Here is a 25,734-nt window from a genome sequence, read left to right as displayed (position 1 = left end):
GCCAAATGCTAAAAAGGCTCTCATGATGAGAGCCTTTTTTATGCATTTTGAGTGCGATGATTAGTGAAGAAGACGAGCACGGATTGTGCCTTCGATCTCTTTCAGTTTAAGCAGTGCTTCTTCAGAGCGATCGGCTTCTACATCGATAACGACATAACCCATATCAGCCGCAGTCTGTAGGTATTGACCCGCGATGTTGATCCCTTCCTCAGCGAAGATGGTGTTGATCTGAGTTAGGATGCCTGGGCGGTTTTCGTGAATGTGTAATAAACGAGACGTTCCAGTATGCAGTGGTAGTGATACCTCAGGGAAGTTAACACTTGATAGCGTAGAGCCGTTATCAGAGTATTTCGCTAGCTTACCAGCAACTTCAACACCAATGTTCTCTTGTGCTTCTTGAGTTGAACCACCCACGTGAGGCGTTAGGATCACGTTATCGAACTGCATTAATGGAGACTCAAACGGGTCTGCATTGGTTTTTGGTTCTGTTGGGAAAACATCAATAGCCGCACCTGCAAGGTGTCCAGACTCCAGAGCGCCACACAGAGCAGGAATATCGACTACCGTGCCACGAGCTGCGTTGATAAAGATAGAACCAGGCTTCATGCGCTCGAACTCTTCTTTACCCATCATGTCTTTTGTTTCGTTGGTTTCAGGTACATGCAAAGAGATTACGTCACACTTGTTCAGTAATTCCGTCATGGTATGAACTTGCGTTGCGTTACCCAGAGACAGTTTGTTTTCAATGTCGTAGAAGTAAACACGCATGCCAAGGTTTTCAGCAATAATACCCAGTTGAGTACCGATGTGACCGTAGCCAATAATACCTAAACGCTTACCACGGGCTTCGTAAGAGTTGTCGGCACTCTTTTTCCAGATGCCACGGTGTGCAAGCGCGTTCTTTTCTGGAATGCCACGTAGTAGCAATAGAACCTGACCAAGAACGAGCTCAGCAACGCTTCGAGTGTTTGAGAACGGTGCGTTGAACACAGGGATACCGCGTTTTGCTGCTGCTTGAAGGTTGACTTGGTTAGTACCAATACAGAAACAACCGACGGCAACCAGCTTTTCAGCTGCATCAATAACTTCTTGGGAGATATTAGTGCGAGAACGAATACCAATGAAATGAGCATCTTTTACTGCTTCAAGAAGTTCATCTTCCGGTAGCGAGCCTTTGTGGTACTCAATGTTTGTGTAACCAGCGGCTTGCAGTACTTCTACAGAAGAAGGGTGAAGACCTTCTAGAAGTAGAATTTTAATTTTTTCTTTTTCCAGTGAAACTTTGGCCATTGTTCTCGTCCTTAAAATGGAAAGGTTGGGCAAATGCGGCGCACGTGCTACAAAATGGCTGAAAGGGGAACAAATTCACCACTTTGTTAGGAGACAAACGTTTTCTCTGTGCGTCTTCTGAACAATAAAGTAACAAAAAAAAAATGTTTTGGGTAAGAAAATTACGGAATAAGACATAATTTTACAGCAATAAAGCAAAAAAAACGGCGCCCTAGGGCACCGTATGTAATGAAGTAACAGAAAAACTCAATCTTCTATTATTTATTCTTCGATTTTTGCACCTTCAGGCGTGCCGGTGATAACCACATCAGCACCACGGTGAGCGAACAGACCAACCGTCACCACACCAGCTATACCATTGATGATATCTTCTAGTTGTTTCGGGTTTTCGATCGCCATGCCGTACACATCTAGGATCACGTTGCCGTTATCGGTTGTGCAGCCTTCGCGGTAAACTGGGTCACCACCAAGCTTAACCAACTCACGTGCCACGTATGAACGTGCCATTGGGATTACTTCAACAGGCAGTGGGAATTTACCCAACACATCAACTGCTTTAGTACCGTCAACAATACACACAAACTTATCAGAGATAGCCGCTACGATTTTTTCACGAGTCAAAGCAGCGCCGCCGCCTTTGATCATATCGCGAGTTGGGTTGATTTCATCTGCGCCATCAACATAGATGTCTAGCTTAGCGACATCGTTACACTCATACACTTTGATCTCTAGCTCTTCTAGTCGCTGCGTTGAAGCAACAGAGCTTGAAACCGCACCTTTGATTTTGTCTTTCATTGTGCCTAGTGCGTCGATGAAGTGATTTACTGTAGAGCCAGTACCTACACCTACAATGCTGCCTTCTTCAACATATTGAAGTGCTGCCCAGCCAGCTGCTTTTTTCATTTCATCTTGAGTCATGCCATTCTCCTGAATAAGGTCTTGCGCTTTGAATTGATCGTTTGCGTAATGATGAAGTTAACGTTTAGATATTGAGTTAACGTTTCTATATCGAGGTTAACGTTTGCGGCGCGATTATAGCGCTTTAATGGTTGCTTTCCCATTGCCAAGTTTTACTCGGAGTCACGATTTTAGGTAACGGAATGTCCCATTCTTCAATCGGTAGCGTATCAACATGTTGGCAATCATGAGCCAAACCAATAGGAGCTGCACCTTCGCCCGTCTCGAACCACTTTGCCAAGGTGCGATCGTAATATCCGCCGCCCATACCTAAACGATGGCCATGGGAGTCAAAGCCGACAAGGGGCGTAAGAATAAGGTCGAGTTGCTGACAAGGTTTAACCAGCATTTGATTGAGCTGAGGTTCGACAATACCGTACTTATTCAAGACCGTCGGTGTGGTTGGCGAGTAGTGTAAAAACAGCAGGTGCCCGGCAGAGAAGGGGTGCAATACTGGTAAATAAGTTTGCTTACCTTGCGCCCATAACCATTCGATTAAAGGCTGAGTATCGAGTTCGCCATCGATAGAGATATAGAGGGCAATATGCTGAGCAGACTGAATTTCATCAAGCTGCATGCACTGCTTAACTAAGTCGATACCGGATTGAGTTTGTTGGTCGCCAGATAAGGCATTGCGTTTGATACGGATCTGTTTGCGAAATTCGCTGCGTGTGAGCGTCTTCATAAGAAGGGATACCCCAAAGTGCCGTTGAGAATAGATGGCCCTTGAACCAGCGAGTTCAAGGCGGATCAGCAATGATTACCGTAGGCTTCTCGGTCGGGCCGAGCATGCTCAATAGCACTCAAGTACTAACCCTTAGGGATTGCTTATCGGCTCGGGGACGTGAATCCTCTGACAAACACTCCAGGGTAAATTTTGTGTACGCTATTGCTGTCCGTGCTTAACTTTACTGAGGACATCTGAAAGTGATGTCGTGAGCTGTTCCATTCGCTCGGTCAGTGCGTTTTGTTCATCATTTGCTTCAAACTTCTTGGTTTGTAATTCGTAGCAAATATTCAGAGCTGCGATAGTCAGCAGCTTCACTTCATTGGTTACCTTAGTACGTTCAGCCATCTCTTTCAATCGATTATCAAGATCGGCCGCCGCTGCAATCAATGACTCTTCTTGCCCTGGTGGACAATTCACTCGAGTCAGTTTTCCTAATATTTCAACGTCTACCGCTTGATTACTCATGATGGATGAACTCTTTAACGCGCTATTTTAAGGCTGTTGCCCTTCGCCATTTTTTGAGAAAGAAAAAGTGCAAGTACCGATGAGGAAGCAATCTCCTCTGAGGGAGAAACTATAGGTAAACCGCTATTAAGATTCAAGCTTTTCAGAGTGACTGTTTGTAAATGAGAGCTTGAGCACACAGTAATTCAGCAAATTGAACAATTGGTAGTCAGTCATCCTTCAATTGCTGGGGATCGATGCTTACCAGAATTGGGGTGAAGTGGTACGATTATACTATCGAGATAAAGAATAACTGAGCGAGCTATCTGATGAGCGAAACTACTTTACCTGACTACCTAACGGTTGCGACTGAACTTCAATCGGCAAGTCTAGCCGTAACCCCTGCTGAGATGCACGGTTTATTAACGGGTATGTTAAGCGGAGGCTTAAGCCTTGCAGATAAAAGCTGGCAACCACTGATCTTCGATTACACCAATGAAGGCATGGGTTGGCCAGATCGCGCATTAACGCTAGCGGAAGCGACACTGAAAGTAACGACCAGTGAAATCACAGGTTCGGGTATGGAATTGTCTATGTTGCTGCCTGACGAAGACGCAAGCGCAAGCCTATTTGACTTGGCTGATGGTGTGTCTGATTGGATTAACCATTTCATTACTGGTCTAGGCTTGGTTGGCGCTCAATTGAACAAAGCGTCTGACAGTACAAAAGAAGCATTAGCTGATCTAGAAGAGATGGCTAAGCTAGGCATTGACGAAGAAGATGATCTGGAAGAGCAAGCGCAGCTTCTAGAGCACGTTATTGAGCACGTAAAAGCGTGTGCACTAACGATTCATGCTGAATTTGGTGCTCGCCCATCTGAAGATGCGGCGCCTACCATTCATTAATTCGTTGGCCGGTTTGAGGTTATGATGGCTCAGTATGATGTTGTAATTGCTGGTGGCGCAATGGCAGGGGCAACCTTAGCCCTTGCTTTGAATCACCTAAGCCAAGGTTCACTGTCGATTGCGGTAGTGGAGCCTTATCAGGTTGATCATCAAGCTCACCCTGGGTTTGATTCTCGTTCGATTGCTTTGTCCTATGGCACGGTGCAGATCCTGGATTCTTTGCGCTTATGGCAATCTATCGCTCCGGTCGCGACCCCGATTAAAGATATCCATGTTTCGGATCGCGGGCATGCCGGAATGACAGACATCTACAGTGAAGAGCTTGCTGTAGATGCGCTTGGCTACGTGGTCGAGTTAGCAGATGTGGGTCGAATCTATCAGCAGAAACTTGAATCAGAAGCGGCAATTACCATGCTTTGTCCTGAGTCTGTTAGTAAAGTTGAACGTGAAGAAGCGTTGACGACGATTGAACTGACAAGTGGGCAAACAGTAACCACTAAGTTACTGGTTGCTGCTGACGGTGCAATCTCAACCTGTTGCCAACAGCTCAATATCTCATTGAGTGAGCATGACTTTGAGCAAGTCGCTGTGATTGCCAATATTGTGGCGAGTGAACCTCACCAAGGTCGCGCATTTGAGCGTTTTACCCATCATGGGCCAGTTGCTCTATTACCTATGAGTGACAACCGTTTATCGCTGGTTTGGTGTTTAACACCAGAGCAAGCACAAAAAGTGATGACGCTAAACGACAATGAATTTCTTGAGCAATTGCAGAATGACTTTGGCTGGCGACTTGGCCGATTAGAGAAGGTCGGCAAGCGCGCGAGTTACCCTCTGATTCTTCGTCACCGACAGCAAAATATCTCTCATCGATTTGCCATTGTTGGTAATGCTGCTCAAACGCTTCACCCAATTGCGGGGCAAGGCTTTAACCTAGGCATCCGAGATGTGGCTTCCTTGGCAGAAGAGTTGTGTACCCAGTTAGATGATGTAGGTCGTTACCGTGGTCTTGTTAACTTTAGAAAGCGTAGAGAACAAGACCGAGACGCAACGATCACGTTGACTTCAAGCCTAGTTCACCTGTTCTCAAACGATTATATGACCGCTCGCATTGGGCGTAATCTTGGGTTAGCCGTAATAGATAACCTTCCACCACTTAAAGGTCCACTTTTGCGTCATACGCTTGGCCTAGTAGAAAGATAAGGTAATAAATAATGATGCAAAGTGTTGATATCGCGATTGTTGGTGGTGGCATGGTTGGCCTAGCGCTTGCTGCTGCCCTAAAAGACAGTGACCTAAGAATCGCTGTCATTGAAGGCAGAGCGCCTAGTGAAGGGCTGAGTGAGCTGCCTGATGTGCGTGTATCCGCGTTGAGTCGTTCTAGTGAAGTGATTCTTCGTAACCTAGGTGCATGGCAAGGTATCGAACAAAGACGCGCTGCACCGTATCAAGCGATGGAAGTGTGGGAACAAGACAGTTTCGCTCGTATTGAGTTTGACTCGACACGCTTGGCTCAGCCTAATCTTGGTCATATCGTTGAAAACCGTGTGATTCAATTAGCGCTGCTTGATCAGGTTAAGAAACAAGACAACGTCAGCCTGTATATGCCCGCAACGTGTAAAACGATGGCGATTGGTGAAAGTGAAGCTTGGTTAACATTGGACAATGGTCAAGCACTGACAGCTAAGTTAGTTGTTGGAGCAGACGGCGCAAACTCTTGGGTTCGTAAGCAGCAAGATATCCCATTAACACATTGGGATTACGGACACAGTGCGATTGTCGCGAACATCAAAACCACAGAGCCGCACCACAGCGTTGCTCGTCAAATCTTCACGCCTCAAGGCCCATTGGCATTCCTACCAATGCAACCAAGCAACATGAGCTCGATTGTTTGGTCTACGGAACCAAATCGTGCCGAGAACCTCGTATCAATGTCGGATGCTGAATTCAACAAGCAGTTAACAGCTGAGTTCGATGCAAAGCTGGGCTTATGTGAAGTGGTTGGTGACCGTTTTGCCTTCCCACTGCGCATGCGTTATGCGCGTGACTTTGCGGTAGAGCGTGTGGCTTTGGTTGGTGATGCTGCTCATACCATTCACCCATTAGCAGGGCAGGGCGTGAACCTTGGCCTATTAGACGCAGCAAGCCTAGCGCAAGAGCTGTTAAAGCTATGGTCTGCGGGTGAAGACATTGGCACCAAGCGTAATCTTCGCGGCTACGAGCGCTGGAGAAAAGCAGAGGCGGCGAAAATGATTGCTTCAATGCAGGGCTTTAAAGATCTGTTTGAAGGCGATAACCCAGCTAAGAAGCTGATTCGTGGCATTGGTATGAAGCTTGCGGGCCAATTACCGGGTGCGAAAGATGAGATCATGAAGCGCGCACTGGGTTTGTCTGGCAATCTTCCTGACTTAGCTAAGCGTCCAGTGACTCATCGATAATGACATAGTGTTCTGGTGGTATATCGAATCATCATTGATACGAAAATTGGTACGAAAAAAGGGTTGGCATAATGCCAACCCTTTTTTTTTTAATTCTGTAGATAATCAGGTCATGCGTACGCGCAGCGCAGTTTCATGATTTCACTATTTATTTCTTTCACTGTTTGAAAGTGACGTTTTTCTGCTCGGTCTGGTAGCACTAGCTTACCGTTATCAAACTCAAATTTTCCTACGCCGTAAATGTAGATTCGTCCTTTGAAAAGTCGACTTACATGTTTAGCAATCATACTCGGTGTATAGCGCTTAAACAGTCTCATTCTTAATTATCCTTATATTTACCTAGCCTGCATATTATAGAAAAACTCCGAGATAATAATTGTGATAAGCATGGAGTTATATGCAGTAGCGTTGACGTTAATTAGATATTTGTGCTGTTCTAAGCACTTTCTTCAGTAAATATCTATTTTTACGTGAGCTCCTCCCCAAAATAATACTGAGTAGTGAACTGCCGTGAACTTTTCTGTTCAGTATTAAGCAGTGATAATGTTACAAGTATAAGAATAGGCGGGATTTTTTTGTTTGTGTAATCAAATTGTAAATTTCGGACAAAAAAAAGCCCGTCTAAAACGGGCGAATAGTCACAGATGCATTACACAAAAGTGGATACTGATGTTACTCAGTGGATTCACTTGCACTGATTTGCTTAATAGCTAGTCAGTAAATTTACAATAACGCAAATTTAACTTTGTGACTACTTATGCTTTTATTTTGAGTAACTATTTATTGATGGTGTGTTCTTCTTATGACGAGGTTCACACTAAAAATGTACTCAATGAAATATTAAAATGAAGTTTGCGAAGCATGATCTAAACGATCATTGACTGATGTCCGCGACGGTCGGTGCACATAGCGCCATAAGATCATTGAGATCCAGCGCAACGCCAGCCATTCGGTCGCCGGAGCTAATGGTTACGGTCGAGTTGTTTTGAATGGAAGGATCAAAAATGATCGGCATGTGTCTCTTGAGAGCGAGCGGACCAACACAACCCACTTTAAAACCGGTGATCGCTTCAACATCAGCGAGCGACACGCAGGTCATTCGACGGCAATTCAGTACCGAGCGTACTTTCTTGGGGTCGACAGAGCGATCGCCAGCAGTACAGGCTAACGCATACTGGTTGCCCATATCCTTGAGCAGGATGCACTTCACCATTTGAGAGGCGTCGATGCCTCGCTCTTGTGCAGTTTCTTCAATGCTGGTGGTTGGCTTGCTTTGCATCAGCAGGCGATAATTCACCTGCTGTTGATCCAGCCATTGTGTAATCTGCGTTTCCACGTGGTTACTCGTCGTCAAGGCTGTACGGCAGTGGCAGGATATTCCATGTTTGATCAGGCTGCGCGGTCAGTCGCAGCTGAACATCGTCATCAAGGTTGTTTGGTAGTACCATCAAACCAATCGCTCGGTTATCAGCAAATTGATAGACGTTTAATAGTCGGCCTGCGCCACGCCAGTTCTCACCCACGCTACGCTCTAGTTCAATTGGGTTCTCTAGAGACAATACTTCTGCTGTCGTTCCTGAAACAATGCGCATCTCACGCTTGTTCATGCCACGGTACTTAGCACGAGCAACCGTTTCTTGACCTGTGTAACAGCCTTTTGAAAAGCTGATACCGCCAATCGCTTGCAGGTTAAGCGCTTGAGGGATGTGCTCGTTTTGCTCTGCTTTCGATAGGTTAGGCTGAGCATCAAGAATTTCATGATATTGCCAAAGTGTTTCTGATACTTTCTCCGCAGCGCTGTTTGATACCAAGGCTTCAGCGGCTTCTTCTGTCACAAGTAGAGCCCAGCGGTTATCTGCAACTTGAACCGCTGTACCACCAGAGATAGCACGCACATTACCTTGGCTTTCTGAAATAGAATCAATGTATTGATTAGCTGACGAACCCATCACACCGATAACAACGTCAGACGTTTGCTCGATATCGACCTTAGAGAACACCGCGTACTTCTTGATTTCAACGAGCTCGACTTCAATCGCTGATTTAGGTTGCATGAGTGCGTAGCCACCGTTGTGGTGGAACAAACGAAAGATACTCCATACCTTTCCTTTTGCATCACAGTGCGCGCCTAATGTGGATTCATCATTAGGAAGAGTGACGACATCGCACGTTACTTGACCCTGTAGGTACGACTTTTTGTCATCGCCTATCATGGTAATTGCACTCCAGTCTGATACGTGTGTCATCATCAGTTCTGGAAGCGATTCATTTTGCGTATGAGCGAGTGGCTGAAATGTGTTTTTCCAATCCATTTTATCTTTCCTAAGAATTTTATTTGGCTCTATGTTAATCCGGTTCTGTTTCTTTGTCAGCCTAGGTTTTTTTGTGAGCTTAGATAGGGACTGTGACTCACATAGTAGTTGCAGGGCGTATGACTTGTTACACTCCGAGAAAGAAAAATTATAGGTGAGGATAGCCAATGTACACTGCAGAGCAGAAAGCACGAATTAAATGGGGTTGCCGTCGCGGCATGTTAGAACTTGATGTAGTCATCATGCCATTTTTCGAAGAGTGTTTTGATTCATTGCAAGAGCAGGAACAGCGCGAGTTTGTTTCTCTATTAGAGTGTGATGATCCAGATTTGTTTACTTGGGTAATGGGCCACGGACGCAGTGAAAACCTAGGCCATGCATCAATGGTTGATAAAATTGTCGCACACAACCTCAGCAAGGTTCGTTAAGCTTCAGCTTAACCCTTCGTATTCCGCATTATTTGCAAAAGGCACTATTTTTGGGTGCCTTTTGTTTTTCATCGTCCTGTCTTCTATTCCACTTGCCGCCAGCCTTTATTGCTTAGCTTTAATGATCCGCTTGTTCAGAAACAATCATGTGATTCTAAATAGTGTCTATGGGCGTTTTGATTACAGAGAGGATGGTGATATTCGACTCAATGACCGAACTTACCGACTCAAGTCCGTTGATAAGATCTGGGCGCAGTTCTTCGTTAAATTGCAGTTTGAATGTGGGCACTCGGTACTGCTTTGGCGGGACAGCTGTTGCGAGCGAGAATATCGCCATTTTCTGGCGAACTTACAACGAGCGCGCTAGAGAAGCCAAACTATTCGATGAAAGAAAGTATTAGATAAAAGAAAGCGTTAGACAAAAGAAAAGGGAGCTCTCGGCTCCCTTTCGTTTAATCATTTTCCGCTGACGGCTAATTCGCTAAGCACGTTTAACCAATTATTATGATTGGCGTTTCTCTGGCGTCAGAATCGTTGGGCCACTGTCTTCTGCAAGTTCAGGGTAATCCAACGTGTAGTGGAGGCCGCGGCTCTCTTTACGTTGCATTGCACAACGAACCATTAGCTCTGCCACTTGTAGCAAGTTACGCAGTTCTAATAGGTTATTCGAAACCTTGAAGTAGCTGTAGTACTCATGAGTTTCTTGTTGCAGCATCTGAATGCGACGCAATGCTCGCTCTAGTCGTTTATCCGTTCGAACAATGCCCATGTAATCCCACATGAATAGGCGCAGTTCGTGCCAGTTGTGTTGAATGATAACTTCTTCATCACTGTTGGTGACCTGGCTTTCATCCCATGCTGGCAGTTCAGCGCACAGTTGAGATTGGTCGATGTTCTCAACGATATCTTTTGCTGCTGCCCATGCGTAAACCACACACTCAAGCAGTGAGTTAGAAGCCATTCGGTTTGCACCGTGTAAGCCGGTGTAGCTCACTTCGCCAATCGCATACAAGTTCGTTAGGTCGGTTTGACCCTGCTTATTCACCATGACACCACCACACGTGTAGTGAGCGGCTGGTACGATAGGGATCGGCTCTTTGGTCATGTCGATGCCCAAGTCCATCAAGCGAGTATGGATCATCGGGAAGTGCGCTGTGATGAATTCTTCAGGCTTGTGGCTGATATCAACATACATACAGTCGGCACCTAAGCGCTTCATTTCGAAGTCAATTGCACGAGCAACCACATCACGTGGCGCCAGTTCACCGCGCTCATCGAAGTCCTTCATAAAGCGAGAACCATCTGGACGACGCAAGTAAGCACCTTCACCACGCAGTGCTTCCGTTAGTAGGAAGTTACGCGCTTCTGGGTGGAATAAACAAGTTGGGTGGAACTGGTTGAACTCAAGGTTTGCCACACGACAACCCGCACGCCAAGCGATAGCAATACCATCACCTGAAGAAACATCTGGGTTAGAGGTGTATTGGTAAACCTTTGAAGCGCCGCCTGTTGCTAATACAACAAACTTAGCGCGCACGGTTTCAACATGTTCTTGGTTACGGTTCCAAATGTAGGCACCGATCACCTTGTCTTTTGAACCACCAATCTTATCTTCCGTGATCAAATCCAGCGCATTGTGGCGCTCGAAGATCTCGATATTTGGGTGGTTGTTGACGTTATCTTGTAGTGAGGTTTGCATCGCCATGCCAGTTGCATCGGCAGCGTGCAGAATTCTGCGGTGACTGTGGCCACCCTCACGAGTGAGGTGATATTTTGGTTGGCCTTCTGTGCTGTTCTCATCTTTATCAAATGGAACACCACCATCAATCAGCCATTGCACACACTCTTTCGCATTTTCAGCAATGAATTGAACTGTATCTTCTTCGCATAACCCAGCCCCAGCGATTTGAGTATCCTCTACATGAGACTCAATACTGTCCGACTCATCGAACACCGCGGCGATACCACCTTGTGCGTAATACGTCGATCCTTCGCTGCGTGGTCCTTTGCTTAATACAATTACTTTTGCATGTTCTGCTACGCGTAAGGCTAATGACAAGCCTGCCGCACCACTTCCTACCACTAATACATCACACTGATGTTCACGGTTTGCGTTCATAAAACTTATTAAATCCCGGGCTATAGTCGAGTTGTCCACTCTCAATTGACTTTGTCTTGTTTTAGGAGTTTGGCTAAGACTGTTATAATCTCTCCAGAGTCATCCTTAAACGCTATGCAAAATCAATATATAGACAGCTATCTAGAAATATTTAATTGCTCAATACCATTGCTTTTGCTCAAGTTTCCCCAAATTGATAGGGATAGCTATTTTTATTACATCACATTGTGAAACAATAATGGCAAATAATTTTAAGAAAGTTGGAACTTTCGGTATTTGGCTTAGTCACAATAGTGCTCTTGTAGACGGTGGTGTCAATACTACATTTCGCATAATTAGTACCCATATCTGTGAAGGTGAGGGTTATAACAATAGGAGTACCCGCTCGAATGAACGAGCAGCTAACCGATCAAGTGTTGATTGAGCGAGTTCAGAGTGGAGATAAGCAGGCATTTAACTTACTAGTGGTTAAGTATCAAAACAAAGTTTGTAATCTTATCTCTCGATACGTGAATAATTCCGGTGATGTACCTGATGTAGCACAAGAAGCTTTTATTAAAGCTTACCGCGCGATACCTAACTTTCGTGGCGAGAGTGCCTTCTATACATGGTTATACCGAATTGCCGTGAACACTGCTAAAAATCATATCGTTGCCCAAAGCCGTAGGCCGCCAGCAACCGATGTAGATGCAGAAGATGCAGAATATTACGAAACAGGCAGCGCGTTAAAAGAAATATCGAACCCTGAGAACTTAACGCTGTCTAAAGAATTGAAACAAATTGTTTTTGGAGCGATTGAAGCGCTACCAGAAGACTTAAAAACTGCAATGACGTTGCGAGAGCTCGAAGGTTTGAGCTACGAAGAGATTGCAGAAGTAATGGATTGCCCTGTAGGAACCGTACGTTCGCGTATTTTCCGAGCTCGTGAAGCGGTGGAAAAGAAAATCAAACCTCTTTTGCAACGCTAGAACTTGTAATAATTATGGTGAAAATAATGGCTGATAAAGAAAAGCTTTCGGCACTCATGGATGGTGAAACGATCGTTAAAGCTCTCATTGTAGATCTAGAATCTGATCAAGAAAGCATGGATACTTGGCAGAGTTACCATTTAATTGGTGATGTTATGCGTGGGGATTCGCCAGAAACTCCAGAGTGGAACATTGCTAATAGTGTAGCGGCAGCGCTTGAGAACGAGCCTGCACATGGTTCAATGTCGAACCTGCACCAAGTGAATGTTGAACCTACTGTTGCTCCAATTGAAGAGCAACCTAAACCTCAGCAAGCGAAGCGTCAGCTTCCGGCGTGGTTACAACAGTTTGGACAAGTTGCCGTGGCAGCGTGTGTTTCATTAGCCGTTGTATTAGGTGTTCAACAATATGGTGGTAGCGACCCTGCAGCACCAGAGCAGTTGCCTGTACTCCAGACGATTCCATTTGCCGGTTCTGCGGAACCAGTAAGTTTAACGCGTGACTCTGTTGAGAAACCAGCATCTGAAGCTAACTTGCAAGAGCAGCGCAAACGCGTTCATGCATTGTTAGAAGATTATGAGCTGCAGCTAAGATTAAACAGTGATGCATCGCCAATGCAAGATGCACATCTAGAATCGGACATTGAATGAAGAAAATCCTGGTCAGTGCACTGACACTGTTCAGCTTGATGTCTCCAACAGCCTTTGCAGAGGAAACCACTGCAAAGGCCTTGTTGCATCAAATGAACGAGGCCAGTCAGCATCTAAATTACGAACTCTCCTACATTTTGATAAAGAAGAGCAGTATTGAGCCTCTTGTTTATCGCCATGCGGTTAACGACGACCAACAACTTGCACACCTTGTTTATCTAAGCGGCCCTGTTCGTGAAGTCATTCGACGTGGCAACGAAGTTAGCTACATCGAGCCGGGTACAGAGCCATTTACGATTCAGTCAGGCAGCATGGTTGCGCCTGTTATTCCGATGATTAATCGAGATATCGAATCTCTGAATCAGTACTACGACTTTGTGAAAGTTGGTCGCTCTCGTGAAGCAGGTAGCACCACTCAAGTGCTGCGTGTCGTGCCGAAAGATGGCCTTCGCTACTCTTACGTGGTTTGGGTAGACGAAAAAACGAATCTTCCTTTGCGTGCCGACCTTTTGGATCGTGATGGCGAAGTGCTTGAACAGTACCGCACTATCTCTTACGTGGTGAACGATAAGATTGCTGAGGCTATGGGTGGCTTGAGCCAAGCTCAATTGCCGAAAGTTTTATCATTACCGGAAGGCTTAGTGAGTGAAACTAACTGGCAAGCGTCGTGGATTCCTGAAGGGTTTAAATCAAAAGAGCTTAGCCGCTATCAAATGGCTGCGACCGATAAAATGGTTGAAAGTCAGCTTTTCAGTGATGGACTGTTTAACTTTTCGGTTTATATCGCGGAAAAAGATGAGCATTCATTGAAAGGGCAGCTGGTGCGTCAAGGGCGTAGAACCTTGCACAGCTTAGTGATTGGCGATAAAGAGATCTCTGTGGTTGGTGACATTCCGCCGGCAACTGCAAAACGTATTGCTCAGTCAGTTACATTTAATAAATCGGTACAAGCGCAATGATGACCGCGCTGGCGACCGTTAGCTCGGTTGAACAAAAAGGTAAGCAATACTTTGTTCAATTGAGCTGCGAACAACAAACCAGTTGTAGCAGCTGTTCTTCTCAAAAAAACTGCGGTACGGGTATTGTGACCAAGGCTGTTGGCAATAAATCTTTGTTTTGGCAGCTTAAAACCAAAAGCTTAGTCAAAGCTGGACAAATCGTAGAAATTGGCTTTCCAGAAAAAAGCCTACTTCAGTCGGCGGCGATTGTTTATCTCATCCCACTTTTCATGTTGATGATTGGTGCTGGTTTTGGGCAACTCTTGTTACAACCCTTACTCCAGGGGGGCGAGGGCATTGTTATCTTAAGTGCAGCACTGTTTACTGCTGGTGGGATTGCCTTAGCGAAGCGGTTAGCCAAACCCATGGAAGACAAATCCAAGCAAGAAGTCGTCTTGATTCGAATCCTAGGTGAGTCTCTCGTCTAATTTATGATGCTTCTTGCCCTTAAATTGGGTAGAATCTGCCAACTTGATTGAAATGCCGCCACCAATGCTGACTGTAGATTGGACGCGTCGCGGCTTTCTTATTATCCCTATTCAAAGAGTTTAGTCACACCAAGCCTATGAAGCACATTCGTAATTTTTCGATTATCGCCCACATCGACCACGGTAAGTCGACCCTTTCTGACCGCTTAATCCAAGTTTGTGGAGGATTAAGTGAACGTGAGATGGCAGCTCAAGTCCTCGATTCTATGGATATAGAACGCGAGCGTGGTATTACAATTAAAGCGCAGAGTGTGACTTTAGATTACAAAGCTAAAGATGGTGAAACTTACCAACTTAACTTTATCGACACTCCTGGACACGTAGACTTCTCTTACGAAGTATCTCGTTCTCTAGCGGCTTGTGAAGGCGCACTACTTGTAGTGGATGCTGGCCAAGGTGTTGAAGCACAAACTCTAGCAAACTGTTACACAGCAATCGAAATGGAACTGGAAGTAGTGCCAATCTTGAACAAGATTGACCTACCAGCTGCTGAACCAGAACGTGTTGCTGAAGAAATCGAAGAGATCGTTGGCATCGATGCGATGGAAGCGACTCGCTGTTCTGCGAAAACAGGTTTGGGTGTTGATGATGTTCTAGAAAACATCGTGACGGCAATCCCGCCACCGGAAGGTGATCCTGAAGCGCCTCTACAAGCGTTGATCATTGACTCTTGGTTCGATAACTACCTTGGCGTAGTTTCTTTGGTTCGTATCAAAAACGGTAAGCTGAAGAAGAACGATAAGATCAAAGTAATGTCGACAGACCAAGTATGGGGTGTTGACCGTCTAGGTATCTTCACGCCTAAGCAAATCGATACTACAGAGCTAAATACTGGCGAAGTAGGTTGGGTTGTTTGTGGTATTAAAGACATCCTAGGTGCACCGGTTGGTGATACGTTGACGCTTGCAAAAGGCGGCAGCACTGAACGTCTACCTGGTTTCCAAAAAGTGAAGCCTCAGGTATACGCTGGTCTATTCCCTGTATCATCTGATGACTACGAAAACTTCCGTGACGCGTTAGGCAAATTAAGCCTGAACGATGCATCACTGTTCTTTGAACCAGAAAGTTCAGCAGCACTTGGTTTTGGTTTCCGTTGTGGCTTCTTAGGAATGCTTCACATGGAGATCATCCAAGAGCGTCTAGAGCGTGAATACGACCTAGACCTAATCACAACTGCTCCAACAGTAGTGTATGAAGTTGTAAAAACAGATAAAACGGTTCTTTACGTTGATAGCCCGGCTAAACTGCCAGCGGTTAATGACCTAGAAGAAATTCGTGAGCCAATTGCACGCTGTAATATTCTGGTACCTTCGGATTACCTAGGTAACGTAATCACACTGTGTGTTGAGAAGCGTGGCGTACAAGTAGACATGGTCTACCACGGTAACCAAGTTGCTGTGACGTACGATCTTCCTATGGCAGAAGTAGTTCTAGACTTCTTCGACCGTCTGAAGTCAACGTCTCGCGGCTATGCATCATTGGATTACAACTTCCAACGTTACGAGCCATCAAACATGGTACGTGTAGACGTACTGCTGAATGGCGAAACAGTTGATGCACTAGCTATCATTACGCACAAAGATATTGCTCAGTCTCGTGGTCGTCTACTGGTAGAGAAGATGAAAGAATTCATCCCTCGTCAGATGTTCGATATCGCGATTCAAGCAGCGATTGGTAACCACATCATTGCTCGTTCTACAGTGAAACAACTGCGTAAGAACGTAATCGCAAAATGTTATGGTGGTGATATCAGTCGTAAGAAGAAACTTCTTAAGAAACAAAAAGAAGGTAAGAAGCGTATGAAGCAGATCGGTAACGTTGAACTGCCTCAAGAAGCTTTCCTTGCAATCCTTCATGTTGGAAAAGACTAACTTTATCCAGCATTAAACGAATAATTTAGAGTGAAAGAGTAGCTCGCTACTCTTTCACTTTCGTTATTTTTAAAGAAATGAAATTTAAGGGATATCAATGGCTAACACATTTTCGCTTATCTTAGTGATCGTAACTCTAGTAACCGGCATTGTATGGGCGTTGGAAAAGTTTGTGTGGGCGAAGAAGCGCCAGCAAAAGCTTGCTGACGTTGAAGCACAATCGAATGGCCTAGACGCTGAAATCAGCGCAAAAGTTACGGCTCAGCCTTGGTGGGTTGAGAACAGTGTGTCCATTTTCCCGGTAATTGCATTTGTTTTGATCTTGCGTTCATTCATCTATGAACCGTTTCAAATCCCTTCTGGCTCGATGATGCCAACCCTTTTGGTTGGTGATTTCATCTTGGTAGAGAAGTACGCGTACGGTCTGAAAGACCCAGTATGGCGAACTCAATTGGTAGAAACAGGCAAACCAGAACGCGGTGACTCAATCGTATTTAAGTATCCACCTCAGCCGAACATTGACTACATTAAGCGTGTTGTCGGTATGCCAGGTGATACGATTCGCTACAGCAGTCGTAAAGAGATCTGTATTCAGGCGAAGGGTACAAGTAGCTGTGAACCAGTGAAACTAAGTAACGTTGAAGAAAGTCAATTTATTCAAGATGGTGTGCCTCTGATTCAGCTGAACGAACAGCTTGGAGACGTAGAGCACCAGATTTTAGTTAACCCATTACGTCGTGATCGTGTGCAAGCATATCAGCCTCGCAATGGAGTTAATGAATGGGTCGTTCCAGAAGGCCAGTACTTTGTGATGGGTGATAACCGTGACAACAGTGCCGATAGCCGTTACTGGGGCTTTGTCCCTGAAGCAAACCTTGTTGGTAAGGCTGTTGCTATTTGGATCAGCTTCGAATTCGAACGCGGTTCAGACGGTATACTTCCAACATGGATTCCTACTGGTGTGCGTTTTAATCGCATCGGTGGGATTCATTAATCGATCACATAACACATCGAGAGAGCATGAATTCTCCAATTGATAAACTAGAGAGAAAGATTGGCTATCAGTTTAATGATGCCGATCTTATCCACTTGGCGCTGACTCACCGCAGCGCCGCAGGTAAACATAACGAACGTCTTGAGTTTCTGGGCGATTCAATTTTAAGTTTTGTTATCGCTGATGATCTTTACCACCGTTTTCCTAAGGTAAACGAAGGTGATATGAGCCGCATGCGCGCAACATTAGTACGTGGTCATACATTGGCAGAACTAGGTCGTGAATTCGAACTAGGAGATTACTTAAAATTAGGTCCAGGTGAGTTGAAGAGTGGCGGTTTCCGTCGTGATTCTATTCTAGCGGATGCGGTTGAAGCGGTCATCGGCGCTGTCTATTTAGATAGTGATACCGAGACGGTTCGCGGCATTATTTTAAGCTGGTACCAATCTCGCCTAGATGCTATTCAGCCTGGAGTATCTCAAAAAGATCCGAAAACTCGCCTACAAGAGTTTTTGCAAGGTCGAAGAAATCCTCTACCTGTCTACACAGTGACTAATATTAAAGGTGAAGCACACAACCAAGAGTTTACGGTTGAGTGTGAAGTGGCAGGTGTGGATAAACCTGTTATCGGTAAAGGCACTAGCCGCCGCAAGGCAGAACAAGCGGCTGCTGAAACAGCATTAGAGCAACTAAGCAATGTCTGATAACAACCAAGATTTCGATATCGATGCATTCTTTTCATCTGATAGCAAAAAAACAGGCCTACCGGAAAACCAACACTGTGGCTTCATCGCTATTGTCGGTCGCCCAAATGTAGGTAAGTCGACGCTTCTGAACCATATTCTGGGTCAGAAGATTTCTATTACATCACGTAAACCACAGACGACACGTCACCGTATTATGGGCGTTGAAACTGAGGGTGATTACCAAGCGATCTTTGTTGATACTCCTGGACTTCATATTGAAGAAAAGCGTGCCATCAACCGCTTGATGAACCGTGCGGCGAACAGCTCATTGAGTGATGTAAACCTAGTATTCTTCCTTGTCGATGGTACTCACTGGACTGACGACGATGAGATGGTTCTGAACAAACTGAAGAAGACTGACTTCCCAGTTGTACTTTGCATCAACAAAGTAGATAACGTTCAAGACCGTACTAACGTGATGCAGCACATGATGGAAGTCTCTAAGAAGATGGACTTCATTGATGTAGTGCCAATCTCAGCGAAGCAAGGTAAAAATATTGATGTACTGCGTAAGCACGTACGTGAACATTTACCTAAAGCGACACACCACTTCCCTGAAGAATACGTGACTGATCGCTCGCAACGTTTTATGGCCTCTGAAATTATCCGTGAAAAGCTGATGCGCTTTACGGGTGACGAGCTACCTTACTCGGTAACGGTTGAAATCGAACGTTTCGATTACAACCCAGATAACGATGGCTTCCACATCAATGCACTGATTCTTGTTGAGCGTACAGGCCAGAAGAAAATGGTGATTGGTAAAGCGGGCGAGAAGATCAAAACGATTGGTCGTGAAGCGCGTATCGATATGGAAGAGCTATTCGGCCGTAAGGTTTACCTAGAGACTTGGGTCAAGGTTAAATCTGGCTGGGCTGATGATGAGCGTGCACTTCGCTCGTTAGGCTACATCGACGATCTATAATATATTGAACGTCACTTTCTGAGATTAAGAAAGTTGAACTGAAGATAAACCCAAGAGAGAGTGCGAACTCTCTCTTTTTGTATCTGTAATAAGGGTAAGTGATTGAGCGAAGGGTTACAGCGATGCTTTGTGTTGCACCGTCGACCATACAGTGAGTCGAGCCTGATCTTGGACGTCTTCAGCGAAGAGTTCGGTCGGGTGACGTTGATGTCTAAAGGCGCTCGCAGCAAGCGTTCCAATTTGAAAGGTGCATTACAACCTTTTACGCCGCTATTGCTTAAGTGGTCTGGTAATGGTTCGATGAAAACCTTACGCCAAGCTGAACCCATCAGCTTGGGGCTCCCTCTCGCCGGTATTAATCTGTATTCAGGCATGTACGTGAACGAGCTTATCGGTCGGGTATTGATGGCGGAAGTACCGATGCCTGCACTTTTTCACGACTATCTTCATGCTTTAACAGAGCTGGCGCATAATGATAATCCTGAGCCAGCACTGCGTCGCTTTGAGCTGGCTCTATTATCTGCTATGGGTTACGGCGTCGACTTTTTACACTGCGCGGGCACTGGCGAAGCGATTGATCCGAGCATGACTTATCGCTATCGAGAGCAGAAAGGTTTCATCGCTTCAGTACGTCGAGATAACCTGACTTTTATGGGCGATGAACTTATTGCAATCAGCGAACGTAGGTTTATCACTAAAGAGCAGTTAAAAGCGGCAAAACGCTTTACACGCATAGCCTTAAAGCCGTATCTTGGCGGCAAACCATTAAAAAGTAGAGAGCTATTTATGCCAACAATAGCCCTCTCCAGAGCACGGAGTATTGGAAAATGAGCTCAATCCTTTTAGGCGTTAATATCGACCATATTGCAACACTACGTAATGCACGTGGTACTAAATACCCAGATCCAGTACACGCAGCTGAAATCGCTGAACGTGCTGGTGCAGATGGCATTACTATTCACCTGCGTGAAGACCGTCGTCACATCGTTGATCGCGATGTGCGTATTCTGGCTGAAACACTTCAAACTCGCATGAACTTGGAGATGGCCGTAACGGACGAGATGGTTCAAATTGCACTCGATACTAATCCTGAGTTTGTTTGTCTGGTTCCTGAAAAACGTGAAGAGCTAACCACTGAAGGTGGCTTGGACGTAGTTGGTCAACTAGAGAAGATCAAAGCGGCGACACAAAAACTGTCTGCAGCAGGTATCAAGGTATCTCTGTTTATCGATGCTGACCGTGAGCAAATCGATGCTGCAAAAGCGTGTGGCGCACCGTTCATTGAACTGCACACGGGTCACTATGCTGATGCTAAGACAGAAGAAGATCAACAAGACGAGCTTAAGAAGATCGCAGCAGGCGCAAGCTATGCAGATGACTTAGGTATCACAGTCAATGCGGGTCATGGTCTGACTTACCACAACGTAGCACCGATTGCGGCACTTCCAGAGATCTACGAGCTGAACATCGGTCACTCGATCATGGGACGTGCAGTGTTTGATGGCTTAAACAAAGCCGTTGCAGACATGAAAGCAATCATGGAAACAGCACGTAACAACGCTTAGTTCGGCAAGTCGTCGGCACTAAGCGATGTACAGTTAATCATTAGACAGAAGTTAAGTAGTAGAGGAAACATGGCAGTTGTTGGATTAGGTACAGATATCGCAGAAATCGAACGTGTCGAGAAGGCGCTGTCGCGAAGTGGCGACGCTTTTGCTCAGCGTATTTTGACGGATTCTGAGTTTGAAGTATTCCAACAGTTGAAGCAAAAAGGCCGTTACCTTGCAAAACGTTTTGCTGCTAAAGAAGCTGCATCTAAGGCGTTAGGTACGGGGATTGCGCTGGGTGTTACCTTCCACGACTTTGAGATTTCAAACGATGAGCATGGTAAGCCAGTATTGAGCTTACACAAGAAAGCGCGTGAAATCGCAGAGGCGAATGGCACAACATCGATTCATCTGACTATCTCGGATGAGCGTCACTACGCTGTGGCAACGGTGTTACTCGAATCGTAAACAGATTATCGCGACTTTATATCTAGTGCTCTTGGCTCTAGACAGAAAAAAGCAGAGCTCATGAGCTCTGCTTTTTTATTGGCGGGTAAACCCTCTAAAGAATACTAGTGAGTAACAAGTACCCGCTAGGCCTTCGCCTGTTTCAAGTAGTGAATCGCGGTTGCTTGAACCTTATCTAATTCATCCTGAAGCTCGAAAAGCTCAGGTTCAATGTCTTCAACAGAAGTACCTGAACGCAGCTCTTTCTCTATTGTCGCACATACCGATTTTAGCCTTGGTACGCCGCTGTACGAGCTGCTGCCATGCATCTTGTGAATGATGTGTATCAGCTCTTCAACTGGATAGTCACTGTCTTCTATCGCTTTGTCTGCTGCCTCATACACCTCTGGAATAAAGTCGACGAGCATTTGCAGCATATCGCGTGCGAGGTCTTCTTTATTGGCGGCTTGTTTCATCGCAGCTTGCCAATCAATGATGATGTTTGTGTGCACGCTGGCTTCAGTTTCTGACACCGGACCGTTGTCGACTTCAGCGGAGACCGCTGGGTGGTCTGGATCTATTTTTTCGATGTGCTCAACCTCAGAGGTCGGGCTCCAATGAATCAGAACCTGCTGTAAAACATGCTCTTCAATCGGTTTGGTTAGGTAGTCATCCATGCCCGCTTCAAGCAGTCGATCACGCTCGCCAATCATTGCATGTGCGGTCACGGCAATCACTGGAGTGTTCGCATTGTTCGCCAGTTTTTTGATGTTCTGACAAGCGGTTACACCGTCCATCTGTGGCATTTGAATATCCATGAAGATGATATCAAATGGCGTCTCTGTCGCTTTGTCTATCGCCTGCTGACCACTGGTACAACTGATGACGGTTTCTACACGCTCTTTAAGCAGCGCGGTAATCAACTTAAGGTTGGCTGGGTTGTCGTCTACTGCCATCACAGTAAGCGGTAACTTCTCTTCAGAATGCGTTTCAATCGCTGGTGCAATCAAGGTAGGTGCCTGATTCGATACCAGAGTTTGCAGCAACTTCTTACGAGAAAGAGGCTTGGTGATGCACTGAACATCGACCTCTTTCATTAGTTGCTCACCCAACGCTAGCTCGGTACTTGGTGTACCAATAATCACGTTTTGAGCAATCTTCTTCGCACCGATCGCCCAACCACTCACAGTATCAAATTGATACTCTTGGTTGGCGGCTAGGTTAAGCAGAACGTAGTCATACGAGGTCGTCTCATCTGGCATCACCGAACGATACGTTACCACTAAGCCTTCTTGGGTTAGGATTTGCTGAGTAATCGATGCCGCTTGCATGTTTGGCTCGATAAGCAGCAGTTGTTTGTCTTGCAGACACTGCGTCTCAATCAGCTCTGTCATCGGCATATCAGTCGTTGATAGTCTCAAGGTGAACCAGAAGGTAGAGCCTTGGTGAAGACGACTGGTTAGGCTGATCTCTCCGCCCATTTGGCTGACCAGTTTTTGGGTGATAACCAGACCTAAGCCTGTACCACCATAGCGACGAGAGATACTTGCATCGGCTTGGCTGAAGGCTTGGAACAGCTGAGCTTGTTGACGCTCCGAGATACCAATACCCGTATCGCGAACCATGAACTGCAGCTCGATGTTGTCTTCGCTTTGTGAACGCAGCTCAACGCTGATATCAATATTGCCGCGCTCGGTAAACTTGATTGAGTTACCCACTAGGTTGGTTAGGATCTGCTGAATACGCAGTGGATCGCCCACCACACCTGGCGGTACTTTAGGGTCGATCTTCAGTGTCAGTTCTAGGCCTTTCTCATGAGCGTTGGTTGCTTGAAGGTTTACTACCTCTTCAAGGCTGGCTTGGAATTCAAATGGGATGTTCTCTAGGGCTAATTTACCGGCTTCAAGTTTCGAGAAGTCCAAGATATCGTTGATGATGCTAAGCAGGTTGTTTGCCGAGCGTTCAATGGTTTGCAGGTAATCGGTTTGACTGTTCGATAGGTGAGTCTTGAGCATTTGACGAGTAAAGCCAATCACACCGTTCAGCGGCGTTCTCAATTCGTGAGACATATTCGCTAAGAACTCAGACTTAACACGAGCCGCTTCTTGAGCGCGTTTCTTCGCGATGTCTAACTCAACGTTTTGAATCTCAAGCTGTTCAAGAGTTTCACGCAAATCTGATGTGGCCTGGTCGATACTGTGCTGCATCTCGACGTGATACTCTGATAGCGATACCGCCATCGCATTGATACCGTTTTTCAGCGAGTCTAGCTCACCATGCATCTTACCTTCGATACGCACATCTAGGTGACCTCGACGAATTCGGTCGACCATGTTTTTCATGTGTGTGATCGGTTGAGTGACATCGTGCATTAAGCGGAACGCAAACACACCCGATAAACCAAGCCCGAGAATCAACACTAAGAATGCAGAGAACACTTCTTGATATTGCTGCAATCGAAGTGATGAAAGATCTAATTCAATCGCAATGTAGCCGATCGCTTGATTAGCTTGAGACTGACCGTTGGCTGAATTGATGTACTGGCCTTCGGCGATGATAGGTGTCCGCAGGATCAGCGTATTATCGAGAAGGTTCGATGAGCTTAAATGCGGGATCGGTTTATCTTTGGGGTAGGTCAGGCTTTCAAAATCGGGGTGGAAGTTTGAGGTTACAAACAACTCATGACGCTCATCAAACACCGCGATACTGCGCACTAGCTTAGAATTCTTTCGATGCGCATAGCTAATAAGCTGACGAACAGACTCTCGACTTTCGAGCTTCATGCCTGATTCACTCGCAATCGCAAGTGGCTCAATGATGCTAGTACCAGTGTTAACCACTTGACCTTCAAGGTCTTGATAGCGGTTAAATGAGAAAAATGCACTCAATAGCAACCCAATAATCAGGGTTGGAGCTAGAGTTAAGGTAATTACACGGGCTCTTAAGCCATATCTGGTCATGTTCTTTAATTACATCGAGGTCTGGATATGGGAAAATAACGCACACAATGGCGGTTAAGTGAACGGTAAGCTTAATCAAAGCCGTGACGTTCGACAATGATTCCAAGACATAATAGTGAGTCCTGGATACCAATTACTTATTAAAAGATACATTAGGCACAAGCAATGGCACGTTTTTTCCAACCAAAAAAGAAAACTCAACTCGAGACCAAGCATCAATCGGTTTTGGTTGAACGAATGGATCACAATGGCGCTGGCATCGCTTATCAAAAGAATAAACCGGTTTTCATTGATGGCGCATTGCCCGGTGAGCAGGTGGTTATTCAACTTACTGAGAGCAAAAGTAAGTTTTCGCGAGCTAAACTCATCAAGTTATTGAAGCCGAGCGAGCAGCGTTTAAAGCCGTTTTGTAAGCACTTTAATCAGTGTGGTGGCTGTCACCTTCAACACCTAGGTTACTCTTCTCAGGTTGAGCATAAATCGCAATCTCTGACGCACCTGATGAGCCAATACCAAACGGCGAACACTGAAGTTGCACAACCTATTGTCGGTGATGAAACCGGTTATCGACGTCGCGCACGTATCAGCCTATTTGTTGATAAGAAGACACAACAGCTTCAATTCGGTTTCCGTAAGAAGCAGAGTAAGCAGATTGAAAACATCACCGACTGTGCCGTGCTTGATCCTCGCCTTAATGTGTTGCTGCCAAAACTGAAAAATTTACTGAACACTTTCAACAGCCTTACGTCTTTAGGACACGTTGAATTGGTGTTGGGCGATACTGGCCCTGTTATGGTGCTACGTCACCTTAAGCCTCTGGTTGAAAAAGATGAGCAAGCGCTGATTGCGTTAGCAAAAGAAGAAGGCGCTACGCTGTATTCGATGCCTGAAACCGATAAGTTGGTTCGCTTAGTCGGCGATACACCTTCTTACAGCGAAACTGGCGTGACGTTACCGTTTGAGCCAAACCACTTTATCCAAGTAAACCAGAAAGTGAATCAGCAGATGGTGGCTCAAGCGATTGAGTGGCTAGAGCCTCAAGCGGATGAGCGAGTGCTAGACCTGTTTTGTGGTCTCGGTAACTTTAGTCTGCCTATCGCGCAACAATCGGCGTTTGTGGTTGGTGTAGAAGGCGTTGATGAAATGGTTCAGCAAGCCGCATCTAATGCAGCGTTAAACCAGTTAAGCAATACAGAATTTTACCAAGCTAACCTTGAAGAAGACTTATCTTCACAGCCTTGGGCAAAAGAGAAATTCGATAAAGTATTGCTTGACCCGGCACGTGCGGGAGCGAGTGGGATCGTTGATCAAATTTCAGCGTTAGGAGCGAAGCGTGTGGTTTATGTTTCGTGTAATCCTGCTACTCTAGCTAGAGATTCTGAGAGCTTAGAAAAACAAGGCTATCAATTAGCCAAACTGGGTATGTTGGACATGTTCCCACACACTAGCCATTTAGAATCGATGGCTCTCTTTATCAAGGCTTAAAGGCCCGTAAATAAGGCTTAAAAATGAATGACAAA

26 protein-coding genes and 1 other RNA gene are annotated in these 25,734 nt (G+C 45.6%); 17 read left to right on the top strand and 10 right to left on the bottom strand.

What is annotated here, in order from left to right:
* Window positions 1-60 precede the first annotated feature (60 nt).
* The 5 genes from serA to zapA form a co-directional block, all read right to left on the bottom strand.
* Entirely contained in the window at window positions 61-1,290 is a 1,230-nt protein-coding gene (gene serA / locus AB6E51_RS17335; protein WP_017059058.1) for a phosphoglycerate dehydrogenase, read from the bottom strand.
* Between the two features lie 261 nt (window positions 1,291-1,551).
* A complete protein-coding gene (gene rpiA, locus AB6E51_RS17330) occupies window positions 1,552-2,208 on the bottom strand; it encodes a ribose-5-phosphate isomerase RpiA (protein WP_017059057.1) in 657 nt (218 codons plus the stop codon).
* Window positions 2,209-2,332: 124 nt separating this feature from the next.
* Window positions 2,333-2,932 carry a 5-formyltetrahydrofolate cyclo-ligase gene (locus AB6E51_RS17325; protein ID WP_065584112.1) on the bottom strand — a complete coding sequence of 200 codons (600 nt, stop codon included), beginning with the start codon at window positions 2,930-2,932 and terminating at the stop codon, window positions 2,333-2,335.
* A gap of 6 nt (window positions 2,933-2,938) precedes the next feature.
* Window positions 2,939-3,122, bottom strand: a non-coding RNA gene (ssrS, locus tag AB6E51_RS17320) — 6S RNA.
* Window positions 3,123-3,133: 11 nt separating this feature from the next.
* On the bottom strand, window positions 3,134-3,442 hold the full coding sequence (gene zapA, locus AB6E51_RS17315; protein ID WP_004735366.1) for a cell division protein ZapA: 309 nt from the start codon (window positions 3,440-3,442) through the stop codon (window positions 3,134-3,136).
* Window positions 3,443-3,750: 308 nt separating this feature from the next.
* Here zapA and AB6E51_RS17310 point away from each other — a divergent pair, with 308 nt between their 5' ends.
* From AB6E51_RS17310 to AB6E51_RS17300, 3 genes are read left to right on the top strand one after another with little or no spacing between them, the layout of a single operon-like run.
* A complete protein-coding gene (locus AB6E51_RS17310; RefSeq protein ID WP_017059055.1) occupies window positions 3,751-4,326 on the top strand; it encodes a YecA family protein in 576 nt (191 codons plus the stop codon).
* Between the two features lie 24 nt (window positions 4,327-4,350).
* The gene (gene ubiH, locus AB6E51_RS17305; protein WP_017059054.1) at window positions 4,351-5,529 is read left to right on the top strand and encodes a 2-octaprenyl-6-methoxyphenyl hydroxylase; all 1,179 of its coding nucleotides are present in this window, start codon (window positions 4,351-4,353) and stop codon (window positions 5,527-5,529) included.
* Window positions 5,530-5,540: 11 nt separating this feature from the next.
* Window positions 5,541-6,764: an FAD-dependent 2-octaprenylphenol hydroxylase gene (locus AB6E51_RS17300; protein ID WP_017063203.1), complete on the top strand. Its 1,224-nt coding sequence runs from the start codon at window positions 5,541-5,543 to the stop codon at window positions 6,762-6,764.
* Between the two features lie 110 nt (window positions 6,765-6,874).
* Here AB6E51_RS17300 and AB6E51_RS17295 read toward each other — a convergent pair whose 3' ends face one another.
* The 3 genes from AB6E51_RS17295 to ygfZ all read right to left on the bottom strand — a co-directional run bounded on the left by AB6E51_RS17295 (window position 6,875) and on the right by ygfZ (window position 9,076).
* Window positions 6,875-7,081, bottom strand: a complete 207-nt coding sequence (locus AB6E51_RS17295; protein ID WP_009847660.1) for a DUF1107 domain-containing protein — start codon at window positions 7,079-7,081, stop codon at window positions 6,875-6,877.
* Between the two features lie 557 nt (window positions 7,082-7,638).
* Window positions 7,639-8,100, bottom strand: coding sequence for an aminoacyl-tRNA deacylase (locus tag AB6E51_RS17290; protein WP_372057953.1), 462 nt, complete (start codon window positions 8,098-8,100; stop codon window positions 7,639-7,641).
* Window positions 8,101-8,104: 4 nt separating this feature from the next.
* Window positions 8,105-9,076 carry a tRNA-modifying protein YgfZ gene (gene ygfZ, locus AB6E51_RS17285; RefSeq protein WP_372057952.1) on the bottom strand — a complete coding sequence of 324 codons (972 nt, stop codon included), beginning with the start codon at window positions 9,074-9,076 and terminating at the stop codon, window positions 8,105-8,107.
* Window positions 9,077-9,243: 167 nt separating this feature from the next.
* On the opposite strand from ygfZ, the gene AB6E51_RS17280 reads away from it, so the two are divergent.
* Window positions 9,244-9,504 carry a succinate dehydrogenase assembly factor 2 gene (locus tag AB6E51_RS17280; protein ID WP_004735374.1) on the top strand — a complete coding sequence of 87 codons (261 nt, stop codon included), beginning with the start codon at window positions 9,244-9,246 and terminating at the stop codon, window positions 9,502-9,504.
* Window positions 9,452-9,871: a protein YgfX gene (locus tag AB6E51_RS17275; RefSeq protein ID WP_324295273.1), complete on the top strand. Its 420-nt coding sequence runs from the start codon at window positions 9,452-9,454 to the stop codon at window positions 9,869-9,871. The genes AB6E51_RS17280 and AB6E51_RS17275 overlap by 53 nt, the downstream gene beginning before the upstream one ends.
* Window positions 9,872-10,006: 135 nt before the next feature.
* Here the strand turns inward: AB6E51_RS17275 and nadB are convergent, their stop codons facing one another.
* Entirely contained in the window at window positions 10,007-11,623 is a 1,617-nt protein-coding gene (gene nadB / locus AB6E51_RS17270; RefSeq protein ID WP_017059049.1) for an L-aspartate oxidase, read from the bottom strand.
* A gap of 389 nt (window positions 11,624-12,012) precedes the next feature.
* Between nadB and rpoE the strand changes: the two genes are divergently transcribed.
* From rpoE to acpS, 11 genes are all read left to right on the top strand, one after another.
* Entirely contained in the window at window positions 12,013-12,591 is a 579-nt protein-coding gene (rpoE, locus tag AB6E51_RS17265) for an RNA polymerase sigma factor RpoE (RefSeq protein WP_372057951.1), read from the top strand.
* 26 nt (window positions 12,592-12,617) lie between these two features.
* Window positions 12,618-13,241: an RseA family anti-sigma factor gene (locus tag AB6E51_RS17260; protein WP_372057950.1), complete on the top strand. Its 624-nt coding sequence runs from the start codon at window positions 12,618-12,620 to the stop codon at window positions 13,239-13,241.
* Window positions 13,238-14,200 carry a sigma-E factor regulatory protein RseB gene (gene rseB, locus AB6E51_RS17255; RefSeq protein WP_017059047.1) on the top strand — a complete coding sequence of 321 codons (963 nt, stop codon included), beginning with the start codon at window positions 13,238-13,240 and terminating at the stop codon, window positions 14,198-14,200. Before AB6E51_RS17260 ends, rseB begins: the two co-directional genes overlap by 4 nt.
* Window positions 14,197-14,667, top strand: a complete 471-nt coding sequence (locus tag AB6E51_RS17250; RefSeq protein ID WP_017059046.1) for a SoxR reducing system RseC family protein — start codon at window positions 14,197-14,199, stop codon at window positions 14,665-14,667. Before rseB ends, AB6E51_RS17250 begins: the two co-directional genes overlap by 4 nt.
* Window positions 14,668-14,804: 137 nt before the next feature.
* Window positions 14,805-16,598, top strand: a complete 1,794-nt coding sequence (lepA, locus tag AB6E51_RS17245; RefSeq protein ID WP_017059045.1) for a translation elongation factor 4 — start codon at window positions 14,805-14,807, stop codon at window positions 16,596-16,598.
* Window positions 16,599-16,695: 97 nt separating this feature from the next.
* Window positions 16,696-17,592: a signal peptidase I gene (gene lepB / locus AB6E51_RS17240; RefSeq protein WP_372057949.1), complete on the top strand. Its 897-nt coding sequence runs from the start codon at window positions 16,696-16,698 to the stop codon at window positions 17,590-17,592.
* A 26-nt stretch (window positions 17,593-17,618) separates the two neighbouring features.
* The gene (gene rnc, locus AB6E51_RS17235; RefSeq protein WP_017066012.1) at window positions 17,619-18,296 is read left to right on the top strand and encodes a ribonuclease III; all 678 of its coding nucleotides are present in this window, start codon (window positions 17,619-17,621) and stop codon (window positions 18,294-18,296) included.
* Entirely contained in the window at window positions 18,289-19,260 is a 972-nt protein-coding gene (gene era, locus AB6E51_RS17230; protein ID WP_017059042.1) for a GTPase Era, read from the top strand. The genes rnc and era overlap by 8 nt, the downstream gene beginning before the upstream one ends.
* Before the next feature lie 102 nt (window positions 19,261-19,362).
* A complete protein-coding gene (gene recO / locus AB6E51_RS17225; RefSeq protein ID WP_019826299.1) occupies window positions 19,363-20,091 on the top strand; it encodes a DNA repair protein RecO in 729 nt (242 codons plus the stop codon).
* A complete protein-coding gene (gene pdxJ, locus AB6E51_RS17220; protein ID WP_017059040.1) occupies window positions 20,088-20,825 on the top strand; it encodes a pyridoxine 5'-phosphate synthase in 738 nt (245 codons plus the stop codon). The genes recO and pdxJ overlap by 4 nt, the downstream gene beginning before the upstream one ends.
* A gap of 69 nt (window positions 20,826-20,894) precedes the next feature.
* Window positions 20,895-21,275: a holo-ACP synthase gene (gene acpS / locus AB6E51_RS17215; RefSeq protein ID WP_017059039.1), complete on the top strand. Its 381-nt coding sequence runs from the start codon at window positions 20,895-20,897 to the stop codon at window positions 21,273-21,275.
* Window positions 21,276-21,400: 125 nt separating this feature from the next.
* On the opposite strand, the gene barA is transcribed toward acpS, so the two are convergent.
* Window positions 21,401-24,214: a two-component sensor histidine kinase BarA gene (gene barA / locus AB6E51_RS17210; RefSeq protein ID WP_229648158.1), complete on the bottom strand. Its 2,814-nt coding sequence runs from the start codon at window positions 24,212-24,214 to the stop codon at window positions 21,401-21,403.
* 165 nt (window positions 24,215-24,379) lie between these two features.
* Here barA and rlmD point away from each other — a divergent pair, with 165 nt between their 5' ends.
* Window positions 24,380-25,699: a 23S rRNA (uracil(1939)-C(5))-methyltransferase RlmD gene (gene rlmD / locus AB6E51_RS17205; protein WP_017068695.1), complete on the top strand. Its 1,320-nt coding sequence runs from the start codon at window positions 24,380-24,382 to the stop codon at window positions 25,697-25,699.
* Window positions 25,700-25,734 lie beyond the last annotated feature (35 nt).

This window comes from Vibrio sp. 10N.247.311.47 (assembly GCF_041467535.1).
Taxonomy (GTDB): domain Bacteria; phylum Pseudomonadota; class Gammaproteobacteria; order Enterobacterales; family Vibrionaceae; genus Vibrio; species Vibrio crassostreae_C.
The sequence above is the reverse complement of the archived record's forward strand: the minus strand, read 5'-3'. Positions and strand labels throughout refer to the sequence as shown.